The sequence below is a fragment of the Acidovorax sp. FG27 genome (genome assembly GCF_040365715.1).
GTDB lineage: Bacteria > Pseudomonadota > Gammaproteobacteria > Burkholderiales > Burkholderiaceae_C > Paracidovorax.
Map to the genome: position 1 here is coordinate 262,599 of NZ_BAABVY010000009.1, position 23,517 is coordinate 286,115.

At 70.6% G+C, this 23,517-nt stretch carries 20 protein-coding genes; 14 read left to right on the top strand and 6 right to left on the bottom strand.

Annotated features, from left to right (window positions below):
* Positions 1-329: 329 nt before the first annotated feature.
* Positions 330-1,670, bottom strand: coding sequence for an exodeoxyribonuclease VII large subunit (gene xseA, locus ABWV53_RS08145; RefSeq protein WP_353364729.1), 1,341 nt, complete (start codon positions 1,668-1,670; stop codon positions 330-332).
* Positions 1,663-1,926: a hypothetical protein gene (locus ABWV53_RS08150; protein ID WP_353364731.1), complete on the bottom strand. Its 264-nt coding sequence runs from the start codon at positions 1,924-1,926 to the stop codon at positions 1,663-1,665. The genes xseA and ABWV53_RS08150 overlap by 8 nt, the downstream gene beginning before the upstream one ends.
* Positions 1,927-2,045: 119 nt before the next feature.
* Between ABWV53_RS08150 and ABWV53_RS08155 the strand changes: the two genes are divergently transcribed.
* The 6 genes from ABWV53_RS08155 (at position 2,046) to adk (ending at position 6,119) form a co-directional block, all read left to right on the top strand.
* Positions 2,046-2,687 (top strand): MotA/TolQ/ExbB proton channel family protein, encoded by a 642-nt coding sequence (locus ABWV53_RS08155; RefSeq protein ID WP_353364733.1) that lies wholly within the window; start codon positions 2,046-2,048, stop codon positions 2,685-2,687.
* 34 nt (positions 2,688-2,721) lie between these two features.
* Positions 2,722-3,150, top strand: coding sequence for an ExbD/TolR family protein (locus tag ABWV53_RS08160; protein WP_353364735.1), 429 nt, complete (start codon positions 2,722-2,724; stop codon positions 3,148-3,150).
* 8 nt (positions 3,151-3,158) lie between these two features.
* A complete protein-coding gene (gene lpxK, locus ABWV53_RS08165; RefSeq protein ID WP_353364737.1) occupies positions 3,159-4,166 on the top strand; it encodes a tetraacyldisaccharide 4'-kinase in 1,008 nt (335 codons plus the stop codon).
* A gap of 62 nt (positions 4,167-4,228) precedes the next feature.
* Entirely contained in the window at positions 4,229-4,417 is a 189-nt protein-coding gene (locus tag ABWV53_RS08170) for a Trm112 family protein (RefSeq protein WP_353364739.1), read from the top strand.
* Positions 4,414-5,247, top strand: a complete 834-nt coding sequence (kdsB, locus tag ABWV53_RS08175; protein WP_353364741.1) for a 3-deoxy-manno-octulosonate cytidylyltransferase — start codon at positions 4,414-4,416, stop codon at positions 5,245-5,247. The genes ABWV53_RS08170 and kdsB overlap by 4 nt, the downstream gene beginning before the upstream one ends.
* A 215-nt stretch (positions 5,248-5,462) precedes the next feature.
* Complete coding sequence (adk, locus tag ABWV53_RS08180; RefSeq protein WP_353364743.1) at positions 5,463-6,119, top strand: adenylate kinase; 657 nt, start codon at positions 5,463-5,465, stop codon at positions 6,117-6,119.
* A gap of 75 nt (positions 6,120-6,194) precedes the next feature.
* Here the strand turns inward: adk and ABWV53_RS08185 are convergent, their stop codons facing one another.
* Positions 6,195-7,157, bottom strand: coding sequence for an asparaginase (locus tag ABWV53_RS08185; RefSeq protein ID WP_353364745.1), 963 nt, complete (start codon positions 7,155-7,157; stop codon positions 6,195-6,197).
* Positions 7,158-7,250: 93 nt separating this feature from the next.
* On the opposite strand from ABWV53_RS08185, the gene lexA reads away from it, so the two are divergent.
* Both lexA and ABWV53_RS08195 read left to right on the top strand, forming a co-directional pair.
* A complete protein-coding gene (gene lexA / locus ABWV53_RS08190) occupies positions 7,251-7,925 on the top strand; it encodes a transcriptional repressor LexA (protein ID WP_353364747.1) in 675 nt (224 codons plus the stop codon).
* A gap of 318 nt (positions 7,926-8,243) precedes the next feature.
* Positions 8,244-8,810 (top strand): hypothetical protein, encoded by a 567-nt coding sequence (locus ABWV53_RS08195; RefSeq protein ID WP_353364749.1) that lies wholly within the window; start codon positions 8,244-8,246, stop codon positions 8,808-8,810.
* A 252-nt stretch (positions 8,811-9,062) separates the two neighbouring features.
* On the opposite strand, the gene hrpA is transcribed toward ABWV53_RS08195, so the two are convergent.
* Positions 9,063-13,124: an ATP-dependent RNA helicase HrpA gene (gene hrpA, locus ABWV53_RS08200; RefSeq protein ID WP_353364751.1), complete on the bottom strand. Its 4,062-nt coding sequence runs from the start codon at positions 13,122-13,124 to the stop codon at positions 9,063-9,065.
* A gap of 668 nt (positions 13,125-13,792) precedes the next feature.
* On the opposite strand from hrpA, the gene ABWV53_RS08205 reads away from it, so the two are divergent.
* From ABWV53_RS08205 to argA, 4 genes are all read left to right on the top strand, one after another.
* Positions 13,793-14,950 carry a porin gene (locus ABWV53_RS08205; RefSeq protein ID WP_353364753.1) on the top strand — a complete coding sequence of 386 codons (1,158 nt, stop codon included), beginning with the start codon at positions 13,793-13,795 and terminating at the stop codon, positions 14,948-14,950.
* Between the two features lie 34 nt (positions 14,951-14,984).
* Positions 14,985-15,977 carry a Bug family tripartite tricarboxylate transporter substrate binding protein gene (locus ABWV53_RS08210; protein WP_353364755.1) on the top strand — a complete coding sequence of 331 codons (993 nt, stop codon included), beginning with the start codon at positions 14,985-14,987 and terminating at the stop codon, positions 15,975-15,977.
* Positions 15,978-16,105: 128 nt separating this feature from the next.
* Positions 16,106-17,845 (top strand): tannase/feruloyl esterase family alpha/beta hydrolase, encoded by a 1,740-nt coding sequence (locus ABWV53_RS08215; protein ID WP_353364757.1) that lies wholly within the window; start codon positions 16,106-16,108, stop codon positions 17,843-17,845.
* A gap of 138 nt (positions 17,846-17,983) precedes the next feature.
* A complete protein-coding gene (gene argA, locus ABWV53_RS08220) occupies positions 17,984-19,330 on the top strand; it encodes an amino-acid N-acetyltransferase (RefSeq protein ID WP_353364759.1) in 1,347 nt (448 codons plus the stop codon).
* 27 nt (positions 19,331-19,357) lie between these two features.
* Here the strand turns inward: argA and bla are convergent, their stop codons facing one another.
* On the bottom strand, positions 19,358-20,245 hold the full coding sequence (gene bla / locus ABWV53_RS08225; RefSeq protein WP_502903887.1) for a class A beta-lactamase: 888 nt from the start codon (positions 20,243-20,245) through the stop codon (positions 19,358-19,360).
* A gap of 127 nt (positions 20,246-20,372) precedes the next feature.
* Between bla and ABWV53_RS08230 the strand changes: the two genes are divergently transcribed.
* Both ABWV53_RS08230 and trhO read left to right on the top strand, forming a co-directional pair.
* Positions 20,373-21,239, top strand: a complete 867-nt coding sequence (locus tag ABWV53_RS08230; RefSeq protein WP_353364763.1) for a LysR substrate-binding domain-containing protein — start codon at positions 20,373-20,375, stop codon at positions 21,237-21,239.
* A gap of 53 nt (positions 21,240-21,292) precedes the next feature.
* Positions 21,293-22,924 (top strand): oxygen-dependent tRNA uridine(34) hydroxylase TrhO, encoded by a 1,632-nt coding sequence (trhO, locus tag ABWV53_RS08235; RefSeq protein ID WP_353364765.1) that lies wholly within the window; start codon positions 21,293-21,295, stop codon positions 22,922-22,924.
* Positions 22,925-22,991: 67 nt separating this feature from the next.
* Here the strand turns inward: trhO and ABWV53_RS08240 are convergent, their stop codons facing one another.
* Positions 22,992-23,516 (bottom strand): disulfide bond formation protein B, encoded by a 525-nt coding sequence (locus ABWV53_RS08240; RefSeq protein ID WP_353364767.1) that lies wholly within the window; start codon positions 23,514-23,516, stop codon positions 22,992-22,994.
* Position 23,517 lies beyond the last annotated feature (1 nt).

Sequence of the window (23,517 nt, forward strand, 5' to 3'; positions counted from 1 at the left end):
GCCTTCCGTGTAGGCGAGACGAGAGACCTGCGGGCGCCGCCGCCCGGCTTAGAACGTGTTTACGATCTCGCAGGGGATCGCGTTGGAGCGCAATCGGGATGAGTGGATGCTCTGGATGCGCCGCATGGGCTCATGCCCATGCAAGCAGCCGGAGCCTCAAAACTCGTTGCCATGGCCCGATTTCGCTCCAACCCGAAGGGCAGCGGTGTGGGCGGGCGGTCTGCGGCGTTGCGGCGCTTGTGGGTAGCCGTGCTATCCACTGCGCACCGCGCCTTGCAGCCCACCCGCCCACTCCACTGCGCGACCCCTGGGAGATCGTCAACACGTTCTTACAGCAGGCGCCGTTGCGACACGGTAAGGTCGATCTCGCCCTCGGCCAGCCGGCCGACCAGCGCGTCGCCCGGGCGTACCTGGCCGGGCCGCGTGACCGGCTGGCCCGCTGCATCGGTCAGCAGGGCGTAGCCACGCTGCAGCACCAGCCGCGGGTCCAGCAGCTGCAGCCGCAGCGCAGCGCGCTCCAGCCTGTCGGCGTGGACGCCCAGGCGCCGCTCCACCGCCACAGGCAAACGAGCCTGCAGCGCTTGATTTTCCTGGGCCATGCGCTGCAATTTCAGTAGCACCGCGTGGCGCATGCGCTGCCCGTGGCGCGCCAGCTGCAGCTGCTGGCGGGCGACCAGGCCAGAAGGCCGGCCCAGGCGCTGCGCCGCTGTGTCGAGCCGCTGGTGGCGCAGGTCCACCTGGCGCTGCACGGCGTCCTGCAGCCGTTCGGCCAGCAGGTCCAGCGCGCCCAGCCACACGGCCCGCGGCTGCGACACCAGCTCCGCCGCCGCCGTGGGCGTGGGGGCGCGCAGGTCGGCGCAGAAGTCGGCGATGGTGAAGTCGGTTTCGTGCCCCACACCGCTGATGAGCGGCACCGGGCTGGCCACGACCATGCGCGCCACCTGTTCGTCGTTGAAGGCCCAGAGGTCCTCGATGGAGCCGCCGCCGCGCACCAACAGGATCACGTCGATGGGCATGCCGACATGGGCCTCTTCGGGCGCGTGTTCGCCCTCCGTCGCCCGTCCCGCCTGGGCCTGCCGATACAGTTTCGATAGCGCCCCGCAGATCGACGCGGGGGCCTGCGCGCCCTGCACCAGCGCCGGTGCCAGCACGACCAGGATATGCGGCACGCGCCGCCGCAGCGCCGTGACCACGTCGTGCAAGGCCGCCGCGCCGGCGGAGGTGACCAGGCCGATGCCACGCGGCATCAGCGGCAAGGGCCGCTTGCGGGCGCTGTCGAACAGGCCCTCGGCCTCCAGCCGGGCCTTCAGGCGCAGGAACTGCTCGAACAGCGCACCCTGCCCCGCGCGCTGCATGCTCTCGACGATCAGCTGCAGGTCGCCGCGTGCTTCATACACGCCCAGCCGGCCTCGCACTTCCACCAGTTCCCCGTCCCGGGGCTGGAAGTCGAGCAGGCTGGCGGCGCGGCGGAACATGGCGCTGCGGATCTGCCCCTGGGCGTCCTTCAGCGTGAAATAGCAGTGCCCGCTGCCCGCCCTCGAGAACCCCGTGATCTCGCCGCGCACCGCTACCGGGTTGAACCGCGCCTCCAGCGCATCAGCAACGGCGCGGCAGAGCGAGCCAACCTCCCAGATACGCGGCGCGGGGTCTGGGTTTGCGCGTTCAAACATAGGCGGGGCGCGGGCTGGCAGCGGACCGGGCGGCGGGATTAGTCCACAGCGCGGGGAGAGCGGCAGGGTGGAAACCCGATACGCCCAAAACCCTCGGCAGCGCCAGCAAACCGGCGCAAGCCTTTGATTTCAAAGCATTTTTCACTGCGCGATTTTTCATCAATCTGTCAAAGTCGTGATCTGGCGCCGTCTGGCGGGCTGTCGCAAGGGGGTTGCCCACAAAGTTATCCACAGTTTTTGTGGGCGAACGTTTCAAGGACGGGCTGGGACCTGCACGTGGGCGGAGCGGTTGTCGGCACACCCCCCGATCCGCCCTGCGGCCGGAACGGCGTGGGCCATAATCGCCGGCTGGATGTCACCCGCCCGGAGAGAGCATTGTTTTCGATCATACAAGCCGCAGGCTGGCCCATCTGGCCGCTGATAGCCTGCTCCGTCATCGCCCTGGCGCTGGTGCTGGAGCGCTTTCTCGCCCTCAGGACGTCCCGGGTCGTTCCGCCCAAGCTGCTGGACGAAGCCATCTCCGTGTCGTCCCGCAGCCTGCCCACGCCGGACGTGGTGAACCAGCTGGCGCAGAACTCGGCCCTGGGCGAAGTGCTCGCCACCGGGCTGCGCACCCTGAACAGCCACCCGCAAAGCAGCGAGGCCGACCTGCGCGCCGCGATGGAAGGCGCGGGCCGGGCAGTCGCCCACCGGCTGGAGAAGTACTTGAGCGCGCTCGCCACCATCGCCTCGGCCGCGCCCCTGCTGGGCCTGCTGGGCACGGTGATCGGGATGATCGAGATCTTTGGCTCGCAGGCCGGCGGCGGCAGCGCGGGCCAGGCGATGGGCGCCGGCAATCCGGCGCAGCTGGCGCACGGCATCTCCATCGCGCTCTACAACACCGCCTTCGGGCTGATCGTCGCCATCCCGACGCTGATCTTCTGGCGCTACTTCCGCAGCCGGGTCGATGCATACCTGCTGGCGCTGGAGCTGGCGGCCGAGCAGTTCGTGCGCCACATCGGCCGCCTGCGCAAGTGACCCCGCCCTCGCCCGCCACCGGAGTGCGCCGCCCATGAACTTCCGCCCCCGCGCCAAGGAAGAGCCCGAGATCAACCTGATCCCGTTCATCGACGTGCTGCTGGTGATCCTCATCTTCCTGATGCTGTCCACCACCTACAGCAAATTCACCGAACTGCAGCTGACCCTGCCCGTCGCCGACGCCGAGCAGCAGCGCGACCACCCCAAGGAGATCATCGTCTCCGTCGCGGCCGACGGCCGCTATGCCGTGAACCGGGCCGCCATCGAGGGCAAGGGCGTGGACGGCGTCGCCCGGGCGCTGAACGCCGCAGCTACCGCCGGGGGTGACAGCGTGGTCATCATCAGCGCCGACGCTTCTTCCCCCCACCAGGCGGTGGTGACGGTGATGGAGGCCGCGCGCCGCGCGGGCCTCTCGCAGATCACCTTCGCCACGCAGTCTTCCCTCGGCGGCGCGGCCCGCTAGCGCAGGGCATGGCCCCGCCGCTGCAAGAGGCCTGGTCGCATCGCGGCTGGCTGGCCTGGGCGCTGCGCCCGCTGTCGCTGGTGGTGGGCGGCGCGGCGGCCTTGAGGCGCACGGCGTACCGCGCCGGGCTGCTGCGCTCGCACCGGCTGCCGGTGCCGGTGATCGTGGTCGGCAACGTGATCGTGGGCGGCGCGGGCAAGACGCCGGTGACGCAGGCCATCGTGCGCCATCTGCAGGCCAGCGGCCGCCGCCCCGGCATCGTCTCGCGGGGCTATGGCCGGCGCACCCGCGACTGCCGGGCCGTGCTGGCGCACAGCAGCGCAGCCGACGTGGGCGACGAACCCGCCCTGCTCGCCCGCAGCACGGGCGCGCCGGTCTTTGTGGCGGCGCGGCGGGCCGAAGCGGGCGCAGCGCTGCTGGCCGCCCACCCCGAGGTCGACGTGATCGTGTGCGACGACGGCCTGCAGCACTTGGCGCTGGCGCGCGACATCGAGATCTGCGTGTTCAACGACGACGGCGTGGGCAACGGCTGGCTGCTGCCCGCCGGCCCCCTGCGCGAACCCTGGCCGCGCCCGGTGGACACCGTTCTGCATACCGGCCCCCGCCCCGCCGGCGGCGACGCGCCCGCCTTCGCCCTGCAGCGCGGCTTGGCGGACGACGCCGTGCGGGCCGACGGGAGCCGCGTGCCGCTGGCGGCGCTGCGGGGCGAGCCGCTGCACGCGGTGGCCGCCATCGCCCGCCCGCACGACTTCTTCGCCATGCTGCGGCAGCGGGGCCTAGCCCTGGCCCGCGAGGAAGCGCTGCCCGATCACTATGATTTCGATAGCTGGAGGCGCCCTTCCGACGGGCGCCAGAGCCTGATTTGTACCGAAAAAGATGCCGTCAAGCTGTGGCCGTTGCACCCCGGTGCGCTGGCCGTGCCGCTGGCGGTGCAGGTCCCGGCCGGGTTCTTCGCGCTGCTGGATGCCCGACTGGCCCGGGTCACCACGCCACTATCATCGGCGGGCCGGGCCTGACGCAGGCCGCCGATTCCGCTTCTCCGATCCGCACCCATCGCCCCACCGGGGGCGCCGACGCCATGGACTCCAAACTACTCGACCTGCTGGTCTGCCCCGTCACCAAGGGCTCCCTCGTCTTCGACCGCGACCGCCAGGAACTGGTGTCGCGCAGCGCACGCCTCGCCTACCCGGTGCGCGACGGCATTCCCGTGTTGCTGGAAAACGAGGCACGCACCCTGACCGACGACGAAATCGACGCGGCCGCATGAGCGCGGCCGCCTCCGCTCCCGCATCCGCCGCCGCGCCGACGGCCCTGCCCGGCTTCACCGTCGTCATCCCAGCGCGGCTGGCGTCGACCCGCCTGCCGAACAAGCCGCTGGCGGACATCGCCGGCCTGCCGATGGTGGTGCACGTGGCGCGCCGCGCCGCGCGCAGCGGCGCGGCGCGCAGCGTGGTGGCGGCGGACGACGAACGCATCGTCGAGGCCTGCCGCCAGCACGGCGTGGAGGCCCTGCTGACCCGCGCCGACCACGCCAGCGGCAGCGACCGGCTGGCCGAGGCCTGCGAGCTGCTGGGCCTGGCGGGCGACGACATCGTCGTTAACGTGCAGGGCGACGAGCCGCTGATGGACCCGGCGCTGGTCGACGCGGTGGCGCGGTTGCTGGCCGACCGGCCCGATGCCAGCATGGGCACGGCGGCCCACGCCATCGATTCGGTGGCCGACTTCCTGAACCCGAACGTGGTCAAGGTGGTGCTGGACGGGCGCGGCCTGGCGCATTACTTCAGCCGGGCGCCCATTCCCCATGCCCGCGACCAGGCGGCCGGCACGGCATGGTGGCAGCAGCCAGCCGGGTCACCCGCGGGGCTGCCCGCCGGCTTCGCGCCGCTGCGGCACATCGGCATCTACAGCTACCGCGCCGCGTTCCTGCGGCAGTTCCCGCAGTTGCCGCCCGCGCCCACCGAGGCGCTCGAGGCGCTGGAGCAGTTGCGTGCGCTGTGGCACGGCCACCGCATCGGCGTGCACGTGGCCGCCGCCGCCCCGGGCCCGGGCGTGGACACGCCGGCCGACCTGGACCGCGTGCGCGCCCTGCTCGGCTGACCACGCAGGCGATGCCGCATCGCCTTGCGGCAAAGCGGCCGGCCACGGGCCAAAAATGGCGCTGCGCATCGCCTCGCACACCGCCGAGTCGCCGTGATGACGCGTCGGGGAGGCGAAGGTGTCGCATGCTATCCTCGACCGGAAACACGGCACCCGCGCGGCGCACGCTCGCCTGCGGCCGGTTGCCCGCCGAATTCAACATCGAGAGGAGATTCATGAAGCTGATTCTTTTGGGCGCGCCTGGGGCGGGCAAGGGCACGCAGGCCACGTTCATCTGCACCAGGTACGGCATTCCCCAGATTTCGACCGGGGACATGCTGCGCGCTGCCGTCAAGGCCGGCACGCCGCTGGGCCTGGAGGCCAAGGCCGTGATGGACGCGGGCGCGCTCGTCAGCGACGACCTGATCATCAACCTGGTGAAAGAACGCATCGCCCAGCCCGACTGCGCCAAAGGCTTCCTGTTCGACGGATTCCCCCGCACCATTCCCCAGGCCGACGCCATGAAGGCGGCCGGCGTGAAGCTGGACTACGTGCTGGAAATCGACGTGCCCTTCGATGCCATCATCGAGCGCATGAGCGGCCGCCGCTCGCACCCAGCCAGCGGCCGCACCTACCACGTCAAGTTCAATCCGCCCAAGGTCGAGGGCAAGGACGACGTGACCGGCGAAGAGCTGATCCAGCGCGAGGACGACAAGGAAGCCACGGTCAAGAAGCGCCTGGAGGTCTACAGCGCCCAGACCCGCCCGCTGGTCGACTACTACTCGAGCTGGGCCCTGCAGGACCCCGCCAACGCGCCCAAGTACCGCGCCATCAGCGGAACCGGCTCGGTGGAAGAGATCACCCAGCGAGCGCTGCAGGCCTTGTCCAGCTGACTTTCGAGTCCTCTGGCCCGACGCCCCGCTCTGCGGGGCGTTTTCATTTGCGGGGCCCCGCCCTGCGGGGCGCCGTCAGGCGCGGCGGGCCGCCAGCAGTTCGAGCAGCAGCGACACCCGCGTCTTCATCGCGCCCAGGCCCTCTGCCTCGGCCTGCAGCGCGTCGCCAGGCCGTGGCAGCACCCGGCCCAGCGGGCAGCGGGAGGTCACCCGCACCGCCACGCCCGCCGCCTGGGCCCGCAGCAGCGCGGCCTCCAGCGCCTGGTGCACCGTGCCGTTGCCCGTCGCCGCCACGACCAGGCCATCGACACCATCGGCCAGCAGCAGGTCCACCATGCGGCCCGAGGCAGCGGCGTGGCTCAACACGATCTCGACGCGTGGCCAATGGGCCGCATCGCCGGCAGCTCCGCCCTGCGGATGGAGGGCCTCGGGCGCCGGCCAGTCCCGTGCGAGCCGCACCGCCCCTTCTTCCACCCAGCCCAGCGGGCCGCCGTCTCCGGAATCGAACGCGTCCACCCGGTACGGATGCACCTTGCGCACCTGATGGGCGCCGTGCACCGTGCCGGCGGCCACGGCCACCACGCCACGCGCACCGGCGGCGGTGGCGACGGCCACCGCATCCAGCAGGTTCTGCGGCCCGTCCGGCGCCAGCGCGGTGGCGGGCCGCATCGCGCAGGTCAGCACGACGGGCTTGTGGGCATCGAGCACCAGCCGCAGGAACCAGGCCGTCTCTTCCAGCGTATCGGTGCCGTGGGTGATCACGATGCCGCGCACCTGCGGGTCAGCCAGATGCGCGGCGCAGCGTGCGGCCAGCCGCTGCCAGATGGCGTGCTCCATGTCCTTGCTGTCCACCTGCGCGATCTGCTCGGCGACCATGGCGTCGCCCGCCGCCTTCGCCAGACCGGGCACGGCCTCGAGCAACTGCTCCACGCCGACCTGGGCCGCTGTATAGCCGATGTTGTCGGACGCATCCCCCGCGGTGCCCGCGATGGTGCCCCCCGTTCCCAACACCACGATTTTTTGAGCCGCCACTTGCATCCTCGAAGAAACTGGTTAAAAATACAGGTACTGGATTAAACACCAGCCCCGCAGTCGATCCCTGTGGTCATCGCAACGCACTGGAACCTCGCCATGCTCGACAGCCCCAAGCTCACCGCCCGCCAGCAGCAGATTCTGGACTTGATCCAGACGGCCATCGCCCGCACCGGCGCACCCCCCACCCGTGCGGAAATCGCCGCGCAACTCGGTTTCAAGTCCGCCAACGCGGCGGAAGAACACCTGCAGGCCCTGGCGCGCAAGGGGGTCATCGAGCTGGTCAGCGGCACGTCGCGCGGCATCCGCCTGCGCAGCGAGACCGTGCGCTCCATCAACGCCGCCCGCGGTACCCAATTCAGCCTGCCCATTCCCGGCCTGTCCCAGCTGGTGCTGCCGCTCATCGGCCGCGTCGCGGCAGGCTCTCCGATTCTCGCGCAGGAACACGTCGACCAAACCTACAGCGTGGAAGGCAGCCTGTTCCAGCACAAGCCCGACTACCTGCTGAAAGTGCGCGGCATGTCCATGCGCGACGCGGGCATCATGGACGGCGACCTGCTCGCCGTGCAGGCCACGCGCGAGGCCCGCAACGGCCAGATCATCGTCGCCCGCCTGGGGGACGACGTCACGGTCAAGCGCCTGCGCCGCAGCGGCAACGCCATCGAACTGCTGCCCGAAAACCCGGACTACCCGGTGATCACCGTGCAGCCGGGCGAGCCCTTCGAGATCGAGGGCCTGGCAGTCGGCCTGATCCGCAACACCATGCTCATGTAGCGCTGACGCGGCTGCCCAGGTGGCGGGCGTCTGGCGGTGGGGTGGGGGAGCGGCGCACAGTTCGCTTTCCCAAAGCCCTACACGCCAACCCTGCGGCAAGCCGCTCAATGGCAATCCTGCCTGTGTTCAATCCTCCGTGCCCTCGCACGGGGCCGGCGCACCCCCCGGGGTGAACCGATGGCCATCGAGGCGCCTTCGGGCGGCTGCTCCCCCGTCGGGACCAGCCCCCCGCCCAGGCCGAGCCCCGATCTCCATGTGGTTCGCCATCGCGGAATGCTCCGGCACTGTTCTAGGCACTGGCCACGATGGAGTTTTCACATGGGAATTGCCCTGCTCGCCTTTTCGTCCTTGTCGCATCCCGTCAAGGCACTCACCCAATGGTTCGCCCGCCCGGGCCGCATCGCCGCCAGCCCATCGGCGCCGATGGTTCGCCGGCACCCGCCCGCAGGCAGCGGCGCTGACGCCCAGGCAGCAGTGGCGCCCGGTGCGCCAGCGGCAGGCGGAGTGGCCCCACCGGCCTCGGCCAATGCGGCGTCGATGGCAGGCGCTGACGCTCCACACACCACCGCCACCCCTGCATGCGTGGTGCCCATGACCCGCGTGCCCGCAGCCGCAGCGGTAGCTCTGCCGGCATTCCATGCGCTGCGGGTGCAGTCCGTGCGCGCCAGCCTGGCGTTGCCGTCGGCGGCGGGCCAGGCGGCCAACGCGGCGTCGTTCCACGGCGACACGGGGCTGGCCACCCCCAGCCGGCGGCGCCCGGTGCTGCGGGTGCTGCGCCGCATCCAGGTGGCCGATCCGACCCGGCTGGTGCTCTCGGGCCGCATGGCGGACGTCTGCGCCGAGCTGGACCGGCTCGCCGCGTCCGAAGCCGCGCTGACGGCCTGAGGCGCGCTCCCGGCAGGCTCCCTGCTGGAGTCACCAGCACATCGCGCCGGCCGTCACCCGCTCGCCGCCGGATGCGGGTGGCGCCGCCTGCGGAGCCAGCCGCTTGTGATGGCCCCCGCAGTCAGTGCGGCTTACTCCACAGCCTCGTGGCCGGGCCACTTTTTGGCTTTTTGATTTCCTTCTGCATTTGCAGGACACAACGCTAGGCGCTTGCCGGTCGCCGGTCGCCGGTCGCCGGTCGCCGGTCGCCGGTCAAGCGTTGATCTGCGCCCACAACTTGTCCAGCCGCTTGATGCTCACCGGCTGGGGCGTGCGCAGTTCCTGCGCGAAGAAGCTCACCCGCAGTTCCTCCAGCAGCCAGCGCATTTCCTGCATGCGGGCATCGACTTGGCCCTTGCGCTCGGCCACCAGGCGCCAATAGCGCTGTTCCTGCGGCCGCAGTTCCGCGAGCCGTGCGGCGTCCCGCGCCGGGTCGGCGCGGTATTTGTCCAGGCGCTGGGTGATGGCCTTGAGGTAGCGCGGGAAGTGCGCCAGTTGCGGCCAGGGCGCCGCCGCCATAAACCGACCGGGCATCAGGCGCTGCAGCTGCTGCTGAGCGTCCTGCGTCGCATCGGCGGCGTTCTTCGTGTCCTTGATCTTGCGCACGGCGGTGGCGTATTCCACCAGGATGGTGCCGGCCAGACGGGCGACCTCGTTGGCGATCAGGGTCAGGCGGCCCCGACCCTCTTCCACCCGGCGCTTGAAGTCGGCTTCGCCCGTGGGCAGCGGGTCCTGAAGGAAGGCGCGCTCCAGGGCGATGTCGAGGATCTGCTGGCGCAGCTCTTCCTGCGTGCCCAGGGGCATGTAGGCCACGGCCATCTTCTGCAGGTCGGGCAGGTTCTTTTCCAGGTACTTCAGCGCGTCCCTGATCTGCAGCGCGAACAGCCGCCGCAGGCCGGCGCGGTGCTTCGCGGCGGCCACTTCCGGTTCGTCGAACACTTCGATGGTGACGGCATCGCCGCCGTCGATCAGCGCCGGAAAGCCGATCAGCGTCTGCCCGGCCTTGCGGATTTCCATCAGCTCGGGCAGCTCGCCGAACGTCCACGCGGTGTAGCGCTGCCCCGCCGGCGCCGCGGCATGGGGCGTGCCGGCCGCGGGGGCCTTACCCGTGGCAGCAGCGCCTTTTGCTACACCTTTCATAGCTGCTCGCGCAGATGGATCGGGCGCTGGCGCCTGATTTGGCACTGAAACCGGTGCCCCGGCCGCCAGCTTCAGCCCGGCCAGCGCCTGGAAAGCGCCACGCGCCTTGGCGCCCCATTCGGCCTTGAGGGCACCCAGGTTGCGCCCCTGCCCCAGCTGCCGGCCGTGTTCGTCGACCACGCGGAAGTTCATGAACAGGTGCGGAGACAGCATGTCGAGCTTGAAGTCGGCGCGCTTGACGTCCAGCGACGTCTCGGTCTGCACCTGCTTGAGCAGCACGTCGGTCAGGCTGCCGTGCCCGAAGCGCTCGGGCGTGCCGAACAGCGCGGCCAGGCGTGCGGCGCTCTCGGGCAGCGGCACGAAGCGGCTGCGCGGGCGCTGGGGCAGGCTTTTCAGCAGCGCCTGGATCTTGGCCTGCAGCATGCCCGGCACCAGCCACTCGCAGCGTTCGTCGTTCACCTGGTTCAGCACGAAGAGCGGCACCGTCACGGTGATGCCGTCGCGCGCGTCGCCGGGCTCGTGCAGGTAGCTCGCGGCGCAGTCCACGCCGCCCAGCCGCACGGTTTTCGGAAACGCGTTGCTGGTGATGCCCGCCGCTTCGTGCCGCATCAGCTCGTCACGGGTGAGCTTGAGCAGATCGGGGTTCTGGCGTGCCTCGTCCTGGTACCAGGCCTCGAAGCCCGCGCCGGTGCACACGTCAGCCGGCACCTGCTGGTCGTAGAAGGCGTAGATCAGCTCGTCGTCCACCAGCACGTCCTGGCGGCGCGACTTGTGCTCCAGCTCTTCCACCTTGACGATCAGCTTCTGGTTGGCCGCAAGAAACGGCAGGCGCGTTTCCCACTGCCCGCCGACCAGCGCCTCGCGGATGAAGATCTCGCGCGCGGCGTGCGGGTCCACCTTGCCGAAGTTGACGCGGCGGTTGTTGTAGATGACCAGGCCGTAGAGGGTCGCCCGCTCCAGGGCGGACACCTGCGCTGCCTTCTTCTCCCAATGCGGGTCCAGCAGCTGCTTCTTGAGCAGGTGCCCGCCGATCTGCTCGACCCATTGCGGCTCGATGGCGGCGATGCCGCGCCCGAAGAGCCGCGTCGTCTCGACCAGCTCGGCCGCGACGATCCAGCGGCCCGGCCTCTTGTTCAGGTGCGCGCCGGGGTGCTTGTAGAAGCGGATGCCCCGCGCGCCCAGGTACCAGTCTTCCTCTTCGCTCTTGATGCCGATGTTGCCCAGCAGGCCGGCCAGCATCGACAGGTGGATCTGCTCGTAGCTGGCGGGCGTGGTGTTGATCTTCCAGCGGTGCTCGGTCACCACCGTCAGCAGCTGGGTGTGGATGTCGCGCCACTCGCGCAGGCGGCGGATGCTGATGAAGTTCTGCCGCAGCAGGGCCTCGTACTGCCGGTTGCTGAGCTTGTGCGTGGGCTGCGGCTCCGCAAGTGCCGGGGCGGGCTGGGGCGCCGCGGCTGCGGCCATGCGCTGCGCCACGGGCAGCACGGCTTGGGACGGCGCGCCCTTGCGGGCCGCCTCGCGCTGCATGCGTGCCGAAGGCAGGCTGGGCGCGCCGCCCCGCGCCTCGCCGATCCACTTCCAGAGCTTGAGGTAGCCGCTGAATTCGCTTTTCTCGTCGTCGAACTTGGCATGCGCCTGGTCGGCCTGCTGCTGCGCCTCCAGCGGCCTGTCGCGCACGTCCTGCACCGACAGCGCGGAGGCGATCACCAGCACCTCGTCCAGCGCCTTGCGGTCGCGCGCCTCCAGGATCATGCGGCCCACGCGCGGGTCCAGCGGCAGGCGCGACAGCTCCACGCCCATGGGCGTGAGTTCGTTGGCCTCGTCCACCGCGCCCAGTTCGCCCAGCAACTGGTAGCCATCGGCGATGGCCCGGCCCGACGGTGCCTCGATGAACGGGAACTGCGCCACGTCGCCCAGGTGCAGCGACTTCATCCGCAGGATGACGCCCGCCAGCGACGAGCGCAGGATCTCCGGGTCGGTGAAGCGCGGCCGGCTGTTGAAGTCGGCCTCGTCGTACAGGCGGATGCAGATGCCGTTGGCCACCCGTCCGCAGCGGCCGGCGCGCTGGTTGGCGGCGGCCTGGCTCACCGGCTCCACCAGCAGCTGCTCCACCTTGCTCCTGAAACTGTAGCGCTTGACCCGCGCCGTTCCTGCGTCGATGACGTATCGGACCCCCGGCACCGTGAGCGAAGTCTCGGCCACGTTGGTGGCCAGCACGATGCGCCGGCCGATGTGGCCGTCGAAGATGCGGTCCTGCTCGGCCTGCGACAGCCGGGCGAACAGCGGCAGCACCTCGGCGTTGCGCATGACGGGCTGGTGCGCCAGATGCTTGCGCAGGTGGTCGGCCGCCTCGCGGATCTCGCGCTCGCCCGGCAGGAAGACGAGGATGTCGCCGCTGGCGTTGCCCGCCCAGAGTTCGTCCACGCCGTCGGCGATGGCTTCGTTCAGGCCGTAGTCGCGCGATTCCTCGAACGGCCGGTAGCGTTGTTCGACCGGGAAGGTGCGGCCCGACACGTAGATGATCGGCGCCGGGCCCTTGCTCGATTCGAAGTGCCGGGCGAACCGGTCCGCGTCGATGGTGGCGGAGGTGACCACGATCTTCAGGTCCGGCCTGCGCGGCAGGATCTGGCGCAGATAGCCCAGCAGGAAGTCGATGTTCAGGCTGCGTTCGTGCGCCTCGTCGATGATGATCGTGTCGTAGGCTTTCAGCAGCGGGTCGGTCTGCGTCTCGGCCAGCAGGATGCCGTCGGTCATCAGCTTGACCGACGCATCGCGCGAGAGCCGGTCCTGGAACCGCACCTTGAAGCCCACCACGTCGCCCAGCGGCGTCTTCAGCTCTTCGGCGATGCGCTTGGCCACGCTGCTGGCGGCAATCCGGCGCGGCTGGGTGTGCCCGATCAGTTGGCCCTTGCTGCCAGCGGGTGCGTTGCACTTGCCACGGCCCAGCGCCAGCGCGATCTTGGGCAGCTGGGTGGTCTTGCCGGAACCCGTTTCGCCGCAGACGATGACCACCTGGTGCTGCTGGATCGCAGCCATGATCTCTTCGCGCTTGCCCGACACGGGCAGGGATTCGGGGAATTCGATGCGCAGGGCGGGCGCGGCGGGCCGGGGGATGGAGGACAGGGATTCACTCATGAAGACCGCCATTATCCAAGCGCCCCGCCCGGGGCGCACACCGCCGCGCCCTTGGCCCTGGCGTGCGCACGGGGCGCCACGCCGCATCACGGTCGACCGCACCCGTTCGCGTCTTCGGGCGCCTTAAGGGGCAAGCGCCCCCGCTCCACTGGCAGGCGCTGCGGCGCGTGCCTCCGCAGGCAGACGAACGCCCCGCCGCGCATGCATCGAATCGCCCCCGGCGACACCTAGAGCTTCTACCGATAAAAAACCGGACAAGTAGTTATAGACTTTATCCGATAGCCTGACTAACTATAAACGTCATGCAAATTCACGGCGCCGCCCGCGCCGAGCCCGGACCCCATCCACGGACCAAGGAGTCGAGATGCCAGCGCCAGCCAACGCGACCGCGCCCCGCCAGCGCCACGCACCCCGCGCTGCAGTGTCCCGCAGCAGGCGAGGTCGGCACGCGCCGACCGAACCGCGCCATTCGCCGCAGGCCCGCATCGCCCCTGGCCCCGCATGACCCCCCTGTCGCCGTCCGCCCGCAAGGCGACCGGCCCACCGAGTGCCCCGGCACATGCCGCGTCGATCGAGCGGCATCCACGACCAGAGAGTGACGACCCGAGCAACGGCCCGCGCCCCGAATGCACGGCCGGCCCCGAGCCCGGACATGGAAGGAGACACACATGAACAAGACGAGACGTATCCGCCGCCTGGGATGCGCGGCTTTGGTCGGTACGGCTGCCGCCTTCGCGGTGCACGCCCAGACCCCACCCGCCGCCTCCGCATCGAGCGTGAACCTGTACGGGCTGATCGACGTCGGCGTCGAGCATGTCAACAACGTGGGCGCCAGCGGCAGTGGCCTTACCCGCATGCCCAGCAACACCGGCACTCTGCCCTCGCGGCTGGGCTTTCGCGGCAGCGAAGACCTGGGCGGCGGCCTGCGGGCGGTGTTCACGCTCGAGATGGGCATCGCGCCTGACCAGGGCACGCTGGGCCAGGGCGGCCGGGGCTTCGGCCGGCAGTCGTTCGTCGGGCTGCAGGGCGGCTGGGGCACCGTGTCGGCGGGCCGCCAGTACTCGATGATCTTCCTCTCGATGCTCGATGCCGACGTGATCGGGCCGGCGGTCTATGCGCTCGGATCGCTGGACAGCTACATCCCCAATGCCCGGGCCGACAATTCGCTCGCCTACCGCGGCACCTTCAGCGGCCTGACCGTGGGCGCCGAGTACAGCTTCGGCCGCGACGCGGTGAATGCCGGCCCCAGCCCGACGGGCACGAACTGCGCGGGCGAGAGCGCCACCGACAGCCGGGCCTGCCGGCAGTGGTCGGCCATGGTCAAGTACGACAGCGCCGTCTGGGGCGCTGCGTTGGCCTACGACCGGCAGAACGGCCGCAACACCACGTCTTCGACCGACCTCGTCTTCGGCAATCTCAACAGCAGCAGCAAGAGCGACTCGCGCCTGGGCGTGAACGGCTACGTGAAGCTCGCGGGCGCCAAGCTGGGCGCGGGCCTGATCCGCCGCGACAATGACGGCGACGCGGCCAAGCCGCGCAGCAACCTGTGGTACGTGGGCGCCAGCTACCCGATCACCGGCAACCTGACGCTCGACGGCCAGTACCTTCGCCTCAGCTACAAGTCGGTGAACGATGCGGACTCGCAGATGCTGGTGGCGCGGCTGAGCTATGCCCTGTCCAAGCGCACGTCGATCTACACGCAGGTGGGGCACATTCGCAACGACCGGCTGGCCGCCGTGTCGGTCAGTGGCGGCGCCGCGGGCAGCAACCCGGCAGCGGGCGCCTCTCAGACCGGCTTCAACGTCGGGGTGCGCCATGCGTTCTGATGCGCTCCATCCCACCGAATACCGGAAGACCTCCATGCTCCAACGCCGCCAATTTGTCCAGACCCTGGGCTCGCTCACCGCCCTGGGCGCCCTCGCTCCGCTCGCCGCCTTCGCGCAGACGCTGGACACCGCGCGCGTCGTCGTGGGCTTTCCGCCCGGCGGCACCGCCGACGTGATGGCCCGCCGCGTGGCCGACCGCCTGCCCGCGGGCGGCTACGTAAAAACCGCCGGCATCGTGGACAACAAGAGCGGCGCGGGCGGCCGCATCGCCGTCGAAACCGTCAAGGCCGCCTTGCCGGACGGTGCCACGCTGCTGCTGACACCCCATTCGGTGCTCACCGTCTTCCCGGGCATCTACCCCAAGCTCAGCTACAAGCCGTTCGAGGACCTGGTGCCGGTGTCGCTGGGCGCCACCATGTCGCACGCACTGGCCGTGGGGCCGGCGGTGCCCGCCAACGTGAAGACGGTGGCCGACTTCCTGGCCTGGGCCAAGGCCAACCCCAAGGACGCCAGCTACGGCTCGCCGGCGGCGGGCTCCATTCCGCACTTCATCGGCGCGCTGCTGACCAAGAACAGCGGCGTCGATCTGCGGCATGTGCCCTATCGCGGCTCCATCCCCGGCGTGACCGACACGGTGGGCGGGCAGATCCCCGCGATGATCACGCCGGTGGGCGACTTCCTGCCCCAGGCCAAGACCGGCAAGCTGCGCATCCTGGCCACCTCGGGCCCCAAGCGCACGCCGTTCACGCCCGACGTGCCCACGTTCGCCGAGCAGGGCCTGGACTACATCAAGTTCGACGAGTGGTACGGCTTCTACGCGCCGGCCCGCACGCCGCCGGCCGTGGTGGCCGCCGCCAGCGCCGCCATCAACAAGGCGCTGCAGGACAAAGCGGTGATCGACAACCTGGCCACTTTCGGGCTGATCGCGGGCGGCTCGACGCCGGCCGAGCTCGATGCCATGACGCACCAGGAATCCGATCGCTGGGCGCCCATCGTCCGGCAGATCGGCTTCACCGCAGAGTCCTGAGACAAAAGCGGCAGCGCGCGAGCGGGCGACGCCGCGCGCTGCCGCCCCACCGTCCGGTGGACGGTGCCCTACCGATAACGACACCCTTTGAGCCGCCCCGCCGCACATGCAGGGCGCAGGAGACACGCATGCCCATCGACCCTTCACTCGCGCCCCGGCGCCGGCCTGCCGGCTGGCTTGCCACGGTATCGGCCGTCGGCGCCGCGCTGACGCTTTCCGCCTGCGGCGGCTCGGACAGCGGGCCGCCCCAACTGGCGGCCGCCACACCCGCCAAGCTGGCGGCTTGCAACAACCTCGCCGCGCTGGCCTTGCCGGCCACGCGCATCGCGTCGGTCGCCGTCGTCGCCGCCACCGGTGGCGGCGACGGCCAGCCCGCCCTGCCGGAGCACTGCCTGGTGCGCGGCCGCATGAACGAGCGCACCAGCGCGGTGGATGGCAACGCCTATGCCATCGGCTTCGAGATGCGGCTGCCGCAGGAATGGAATGGCCGGTTCTTCCACCAGGGCAACGGCGGCCTCGATGGCACTGTGGTGCCCGCCACCGGCCCGATCGGCGGCGGCGGCCCCACCACCACGGCCCTGGCGATGGGCTTTGCCGTGCTCAGCTCGGACGCTGGCCACCCGCAACCCAGCCCCTTCTTCGGCGCGGACCCGCAGGCCCGGCTCGACTACGGCTACCAGGCGGTGGCCACGCTCACGCCAATGGCGCGTGACGTGATCAAGGCCGCGTACGGCAAGGCGCCCGACCGGTCGTACTTCGCCGGCTGCTCCAACGGCGGGCGGCACGCGATGGTGGCGGCGGCACGCTATGCCAAGGACTACGACGGCGTGCTGGCCGGCAACCCGGGCTTTCACCTGCCCAAGGCCGCCAGCGCGCAGCTGTGGAAGGTGCAGCAATACGCCTCCATCGCCAGCCGGGGCGCCAACGGCCTGCCCGACATCTCCACCGCCGTGACGCCCGCCGAGTACAGCACCGTCGCCGCGCGCATCACCGCCAGGTGCGACGCGCTGGACGGCGCCAAGGACGGCATCGTGTCCGACGTGGCCGCCTGCCAGGCCGCGTTCGACATCCAGGCCGACGTGCCCACCTGCACCGCCGGGCGCGACGGCTCCTGCCTGACGCCCGTGCAGAAGAACACGCTGCAGCGCCTGTTTGCCGGCCCGCGCCTGGCGGACGGCACCGCCGCCTATTCCAACACCTGGTTCGACCCCGGCGTGGCCGGCAAGGACTTTGCCCTCTGGCACTACTTCATCGCGCAGAACCTCGACCCCGGCTCCGTGTCGCTGATCTTCAACACGCCGCCCATGCCCGTCGGCACGTTCACGGCCACGCCGCCGCTGCAGATCGCGCTCAACTACGACCTGGACCGGGACTACGGCAAGCTCTTCGCCACCAGCGGCGTGTTCACCGAGTCCAGCTGGTCGTTCATGACGCCGCCACGCGAGACCGACCTCGCCACGATGCGCGACCGGGGCGGCAAGCTCATGGTCTACCACGGCACGGCCGACGGCGTGTTCAGTGCCGCGGACACCGCCCGCTGGTACGACGCGCTGCAGAAGACCGAACAGGGCCAGGCGGCGAACTATGCGCGGCTCTACCTGGTGCCCGGCATGAACCACTGCGCCAACGGCCCCGCCACCGACCAGTTCGACATGGTGACCGCGCTGGTCGACTGGGTGGAGAAGGGCCAGGCGCCCGACCGCGTGATCGCGCAGGCGCGCGGCCCGGGTTCGGCCGTGGTCAACGCGGAGGTGCCGGCCACCTGGGCCCCCAAGCGCAGCCGGCCGCTCTGCCCCTATCCGCTGGTCGCCCGCTACAACGGCTCGGGCGACCTGGAGAGCGCGGACAGCTTCAGCTGCAAGCCCTGACCCGACGCGGCGCAGGGCGGCCCCGGCGCAGGGCGGCCCCGGGCGTGGGCACGAGGCGCCTCGCGAGGCCGGCCGCGGGCGGCCGGCCCATGCAGCCACTATGATTCGCGTCCGCCCCGCCGCCCCACCCGCCTTGCCATGTCCGCCGTCTTCAATTTCACCTTCGTTCCCTGGTTCCGCTCCGTCGCGCCCTACATCCACAAGTTCCGCCACCAGACCTTCGTGATCGGGCTGCCGGGCGAGGCGATCGCTGCGGGCAAGCTGCAGAACATCGCGCAGGACCTGGCGATGATCCAGGCCATGGGCGTGAAGATCGTGCTGGTGCACGGCTTTCGGCCGCAGGTGAACGAGCAGCTGCGGGCCAAGGGCCACGAGCCCCAGTACTCGCACGGAATCCGCGTCACCGACTCCCTGGCGCTCGACTGCGCCCAGGAGGCCGCCGGCCAGCTGCGCTACGAGATCGAGGCCGCCTTCAGCCAGGGCCTGCCGAACACGCCGATGGCGGGCTCCACCGTGCGGGTCATCTCTGGCAACTTTCTTACCGCCCGGCCCGTGGGCATCGTGGACGGTGTCGATTTCCAGCATTCGGGCCTGGTGCGCAAGGTGGACACGGCGGGCATCCGCCGCGCGCTCGACATGGACGCGCTGGTGCTGCTGTCGCCCTTCGGGTTCTCGCCCACCGGCGAGGCCTTCAACCTGAGCATGGAAGAGGTGGCGACCTCGGTCGCCATCGCGCTGAAGGCCGACAAGCTGGTGTTCGTCTCGGAGGTGCCGGGTATCCGCACCGACCCGTTCCTGCCCGACGGCGAGGACAACCCCATCGACACCGAGCTGCCGCTGGACCATGCGCGCCGCATGCTGGCCACGCTGCCGCCGGCGCGCACGCCGTCGGACGCGTCGTTCTATTTGCAGCACTGCGTGAAGGCCTGCGAAGGCGGCGTGGAGCGCAGCCACATCATTCCCTTCTCGGTCGACGGCGCGCTGCTGCTGGAGATCTACGTGCACGATGGCATCGGCACCATGATCGTGGACGAAAAGCTCGAGGAGCTGCGCGAGGCCAGGCCCGACGACGTGGGCGGCATCCTGCAACTCATCGAACCCTTCGAGAAGGACGGCACGCTGGTCAAGCGCGACCGCACCGAGATCGAACGCGACGTAGCCAACTACACCATCATCGAGCACGACGGCGTGATCTTCGGCTGCGCGGCGCTCTACCCCTACCCCGAGGCGGGCACGGCCGAGATGGCGGCCGTCACGGTGTCGCCCCACAGCCAGGGCACGGGCGACGGCGAGAAGCTGCTCAAGCGCATCGAGCAGCGCGCGCGCCTCATGGGCCTGAAGAGCATCTTCGTGCTGACCACGCGCACCATGCACTGGTTCATCAAGCGCGGCTTCCAGCCGGTGGACCCGGACTGGCTGCCCGACGCCCGCAAGAAGAAATACAACTGGGACCGCAAGAGCCAGGTGCTTGTCAAGAAGCTGTAGCGCCCAGGCGCCCAGGCGCCCAGGCACTCAGCTGCGCCCCGTCGCCGCCGCCACGTGCCGCGCCACCTGGGCGATGGCCGCTTCGCGCACCTCCGGCGCCGCCGGCACGCCCGTCATGTAGCAGGTGACCACCACGGGCGCGCCGCCGCCCGGGGGCCAGAGCACGCCGATGTCGTTGGACGAACCTCTGTCGCCCGTACCCGTCTTGTCGCCCACCTTCCAGCCCGGCACGCCGGCGCGCAGGCGCTTGTCGCCCGTCTTGTTGTGGACGATCCAGTCCGTCAGCTGGGCACGGGATGCCGGGCTCAAGGCCTGGCCCAGCACCAGCATGCGCAGGCTGTGCAGCATGGCGATGGGCGATGTGGTGTCGCGGGGATCGCCCGCCAGCGCTTCGTTCAGCGTCGGCTCGTTGCGGTCGAGCCGCGTGACGGCATCGCCCAGCGACCGGGCGAAGGCGGTGAAGCCCTCAGGGCCGCCGTGCCGCGCCAGCAGCAGGTTGGCGGCGGTGTTGTCGCTCAGCGTGACCGTGGCCTCGCAAAGTTCGGCCACGGTGATGCCGCCGGCACCCACGTGCCTTTCGGTGACGGGCGAATAGGGAACCAGCGCGGTCTTTTCGTAGCGCACGCGGTGGCCTAGCGACTCTTGGCCGCGATCCACCCGCTCCAGCATCCACCCCGCCAGCATGAGCTTGAAGGTGCTTGCCATCGGAAAGCGCTCGTCCCCGCGCCAGCTGAGCAGGCGCCCCGTGCCGGTGTCGAGCATGGCCGCGCCCAGCCGGCCACCCTGCAGGGTCGATTCGACCGTCTCCAGCGCGGTGGCCCAGCCCGCGTCGGTCAGGGCTGTGGGCGCCGCCAGCGCGCGATGCGCCAGGGCCAGGCCGCCCAGAAAACCCAAGGAAAACTCACGCCTCTTCATCATCCAGATCCTTTCTGCTCGGCGGCTTGGCCGTGGAATGGAGCGAACGATACGGGCAAGACCGCTTTGGCACCATCGACAATAAGCGGCACGACACCCCGGAAAAACTTCACCCTCCCAGCCCGCCATGCATCTGCCGCTCAATGCCCTGCGCGCCTTCGAGGTGTCGGCCCGGCACCTGAACCTGACCCGCGCCGCCCAGGAGCTGAACGTGACGCAGACGGCGGTCAGCCAGCACATCCGCAACCTGGAAGACCGCCTGGGCCAGCCCCTCTTCCGGCGCCTGCCCCGCGGGCTGGCGCTGACCGACGAAGGCCAGTCGCTGCTACCGGTGCTGAGTGACTGCTTCGCCCGCATGGCCACCGCGCTGGACCAGCTGAGCGACCGCCGCCCGCGCGAGGTGCTGACCGTGGGCGCCGTGGGCACCTTCGCGGTGGGCTGGCTGCTGCCGCGCCTGCGCGACTTCCAGCAGGCCTGCCCTTTCGTCGACCTGCGGCTCATGACCCACAACAACCGGGTCGACCTGGCGGCCGAAGGCCTGGACTGCGCCATCCGCTTCGGCGACGGCGCCTGGCACGGCACCGAGGCCGACCGTCTGCTGGACGCGCCGCTCTCCGCCATGTGCGCGCCGGCCGTCGCGCTGCGGCTGCGGGCGCCGGCCGACCTGGCGCGCGAGTCGCTGCTGCGCTCCTACCGGGCCGACGAGTGGAGCGCCTGGTTCGGCGCCGCCGGCGTGCCCTGCCCGCTGGTGCGCGGCACCGTGTTCGACTCGTCGCTGGCGCTGGCCGAAGCCGCCGCCCAGGGCGCGGGCATCGCGCTGCTGCCCGCCCGGCTCTTCACGCGCGAGCTGCAGCAGGGCCGGCTGGTGCAGCCCTTCGACACCGAGATCGCGCTGGGCGCCTATTGGCTCACCCGGCTCAAGTCGCGACCGCCCAGCGCGGCGATGGATGCCTTCCGCGACTGGCTGCTGGCCGCTTGCGCGCAGCCCGCCTGAAGCGGCCCGCCACCCGGCCCACCACCCGGCCCAAACGCTATCATCGCCGCCCCATGCCCGCCTACCTGACCGCCGCCCTGTACCTGTTCGTCGATCTGCCCGACTTCGCCCAGCTGCAGGCGCCGCTTCAGGCGGTGTGCGACCGGAGCGAAGTGCGCGGCATGCTGCTGCTGGCGCCCGAGGGCATCAACGGCACCATCGCCGGCTGCCCCGAGGGCGTGCACGCGGTGCTGGCCTGGCTGCGTGGCGATGCGCGGCTGGCCCCACTCAAGCACAAGGAAGCGTGGGGCGAGCGCATGCCGTTCTACCGCATGCGCGTGCGGCTCAAGCGCGAGATCGTCAGCATGGGCGTGCCGGGGCTGAACCCGGCCGCGCACGCCGGCACCTACGTGGCGCCCGAGGACTGGAACGCGCTGATCGACGACCCCGGGGTCGTGGTGATCGACACCCGCAACCACTACGAGGTGGGCATCGGCAGCTTTGCACGGGCGGTGGACCCGGGCACGCGCAGCTTCACGGAATTCCCCGCCTGGGTGGAGCAGCAGAGCGCCCCGGGCGGCCTGCTGGCCGGCAAGCCCCGGGTGGCCATGTTCTGCACGGGCGGCATCCGGTGCGAGAAGTCGACCGCGTACCTGAAGTCGCGCGGCTTCGGCGAGGTCTACCACCTGGAGGGCGGCATCCTGAAGTACCTGGAGACGGTGCCCGAGGAGCAAAGCCGCTGGTGGGGCGACTGCTTCGTGTTCGACGAGCGGGTCTCGGTGGGCCACGGCCTCGCCCCGGGCCACCACCAGCTCTGCCGCTCCTGCCGCATGCCGCTGTCGGCCGAGGATCGCGCGTCCAGCCACTACGTGCCCGGGGTGAGCTGCCCCTACTGCCACGGCACCCGCAGCGAGGCGCAGCTGCAGGCCCTGGCCGAGCGCGAGCGGCAGGTGGCCCTGGCGGCCACGCAGGGGCGCGAACACATCGGCAGCCGTGCCCAGCCGGCCGGGGGGCAGCCCGAGGGCGTACCGCAGCCGCAAGGCGGCCACCGGGCCGGGGACCTGCCGGTGCTGTATTCGTTCCGCCGCTGCCCGTATGCGATGCGCGCGCGCCTGGCTCTGGCCGCCAGCGGGCAACGTTGCGAGCTGCGCGAAGTGGTGCTGCGCGACAAGCCCGCCGCCCTGCTGCAAGCCTCGCCCAAGGCCACCGTGCCGGTGCTGGTGCTGCCCGGCGGCGAGATCATCGACCAGAGCCTGGACATCATGCGCTGGGCGCTGGAGCGCAACGACCCTGGCGGCTGGCTGGTCCCGGAGCACGGCAGCACGAACGACATGCTGGCACTGATCGCGGAATGCGACGGCCCTTTCAAGCAGGCGCTGGACCGTTGCAAGTATCCGAACCGCCATCCGGAGGCAGACCCGGCAGCGCAATGGTCTGCCGCGCAGGCCTGGCTGATGCGGCTGAATGCCCGGCTGGACAGCAGCCGCCACCTGTTCGGCGGCCACGCCACGCTGGCCGACATGGCGATCGCACCCTTCGTGCGGCAGTTCGCCGGCATCGATGCGGCGCGCTGGGAGGCCGGCCCATGGGCGCCATTGCGCCGCTGGCTGGCCGACTGGCAGGCCGGCGATCTGTTCGAGCGGGTGATGGGAAAGTACAGCGCGTGGAGAGAGGGCGACGCGCCCACCCTCTTCCCGCCCGCCTGAAACGGCGCGGGGCGCCCAAGGCGCCCCGGTGTCGTGATGCTGGAACCGCCCAAACGGGCGGAGCGGATCAGGCCGCCGCCAGGCCGCGAGTGCGCCCGCCACGCCCTTGGCGCACCAGCAGCACGAGCAGCGCCAGCGCAAAAGCCGTGAAGCAGATGAACGACCAGTTGGCGATGGAGCCGCCCAGGAAGGTCCAGTCGATCGCCGAGCAGTCGCCCGAGCCGCGGAAGATCATCGGAATGGCCCGGCCGATGGGGAAGTGCTCGATCATTCCGTAGAAGTCGCGCCCGCAGGTGGCGATCTCGGGCGGGTACCACTGCAGCCAGCTCTGCCGCGCCGCCACGAAGGCGCCGAAGCCGGCCGCCAGCAACGCGAGCACCCCCCAGCCGACCTGCCAGCCTTTTTGGCCTCTGGCGCTGGCGACACCTGCGAAGACTGCTACAAAAATAAGAGCATAACGCTGCACGATGCACATCGGGCACGGCTCCAGCCCCAGGCTGTGCTGCAGGTACATGCCGAACGCCAGCATGGCCACGCAGGCCGCCGAGATCAACGCCAGCACGCGGCGAGGCGCACGATCCAACCAGTTCATT

Coding starts and splice junctions, on each gene's coding strand:
- argA (WP_353364759.1), top strand. CDS start 17,984: ATGTCCGCCGTCTTCAATTTCACCTTCGTTCCCTGGTTCCGCTCCGTC.
- ABWV53_RS08185 (WP_353364745.1), bottom strand. CDS start 7,157: ATGCAAGTGGCGGCTCAAAAAATCGTGGTGTTGGGAACGGGGGGCACC.
- ABWV53_RS08170 (WP_353364739.1), top strand. CDS start 4,229: ATGGACTCCAAACTACTCGACCTGCTGGTCTGCCCCGTCACCAAGGGC.
- bla (WP_502903887.1), bottom strand. CDS start 20,245: ATGAAGAGGCGTGAGTTTTCCTTGGGTTTTCTGGGCGGCCTGGCCCTG.
- xseA (WP_353364729.1), bottom strand. CDS start 1,670: ATGTTTGAACGCGCAAACCCAGACCCCGCGCCGCGTATCTGGGAGGTT.
- ABWV53_RS08195 (WP_353364749.1), top strand. CDS start 8,244: ATGGGAATTGCCCTGCTCGCCTTTTCGTCCTTGTCGCATCCCGTCAAG.
- lexA (WP_353364747.1), top strand. CDS start 7,251: ATGCTCGACAGCCCCAAGCTCACCGCCCGCCAGCAGCAGATTCTGGAC.
- adk (WP_353364743.1), top strand. CDS start 5,463: ATGAAGCTGATTCTTTTGGGCGCGCCTGGGGCGGGCAAGGGCACGCAG.
- kdsB (WP_353364741.1), top strand. CDS start 4,414: ATGAGCGCGGCCGCCTCCGCTCCCGCATCCGCCGCCGCGCCGACGGCC.
- ABWV53_RS08215 (WP_353364757.1), top strand. CDS start 16,106: ATGCCCATCGACCCTTCACTCGCGCCCCGGCGCCGGCCTGCCGGCTGG.
- ABWV53_RS08160 (WP_353364735.1), top strand. CDS start 2,722: ATGAACTTCCGCCCCCGCGCCAAGGAAGAGCCCGAGATCAACCTGATC.
- ABWV53_RS08230 (WP_353364763.1), top strand. CDS start 20,373: ATGCATCTGCCGCTCAATGCCCTGCGCGCCTTCGAGGTGTCGGCCCGG.
- hrpA (WP_353364751.1), bottom strand. CDS start 13,124: ATGAGTGAATCCCTGTCCTCCATCCCCCGGCCCGCCGCGCCCGCCCTG.
- ABWV53_RS08210 (WP_353364755.1), top strand. CDS start 14,985: ATGCTCCAACGCCGCCAATTTGTCCAGACCCTGGGCTCGCTCACCGCC.
- lpxK (WP_353364737.1), top strand. CDS start 3,159: ATGGCCCCGCCGCTGCAAGAGGCCTGGTCGCATCGCGGCTGGCTGGCC.
- trhO (WP_353364765.1), top strand. CDS start 21,293: ATGCCCGCCTACCTGACCGCCGCCCTGTACCTGTTCGTCGATCTGCCC.
- ABWV53_RS08205 (WP_353364753.1), top strand. CDS start 13,793: ATGAACAAGACGAGACGTATCCGCCGCCTGGGATGCGCGGCTTTGGTC.
- ABWV53_RS08240 (WP_353364767.1), bottom strand. CDS start 23,516: ATGAACTGGTTGGATCGTGCGCCTCGCCGCGTGCTGGCGTTGATCTCG.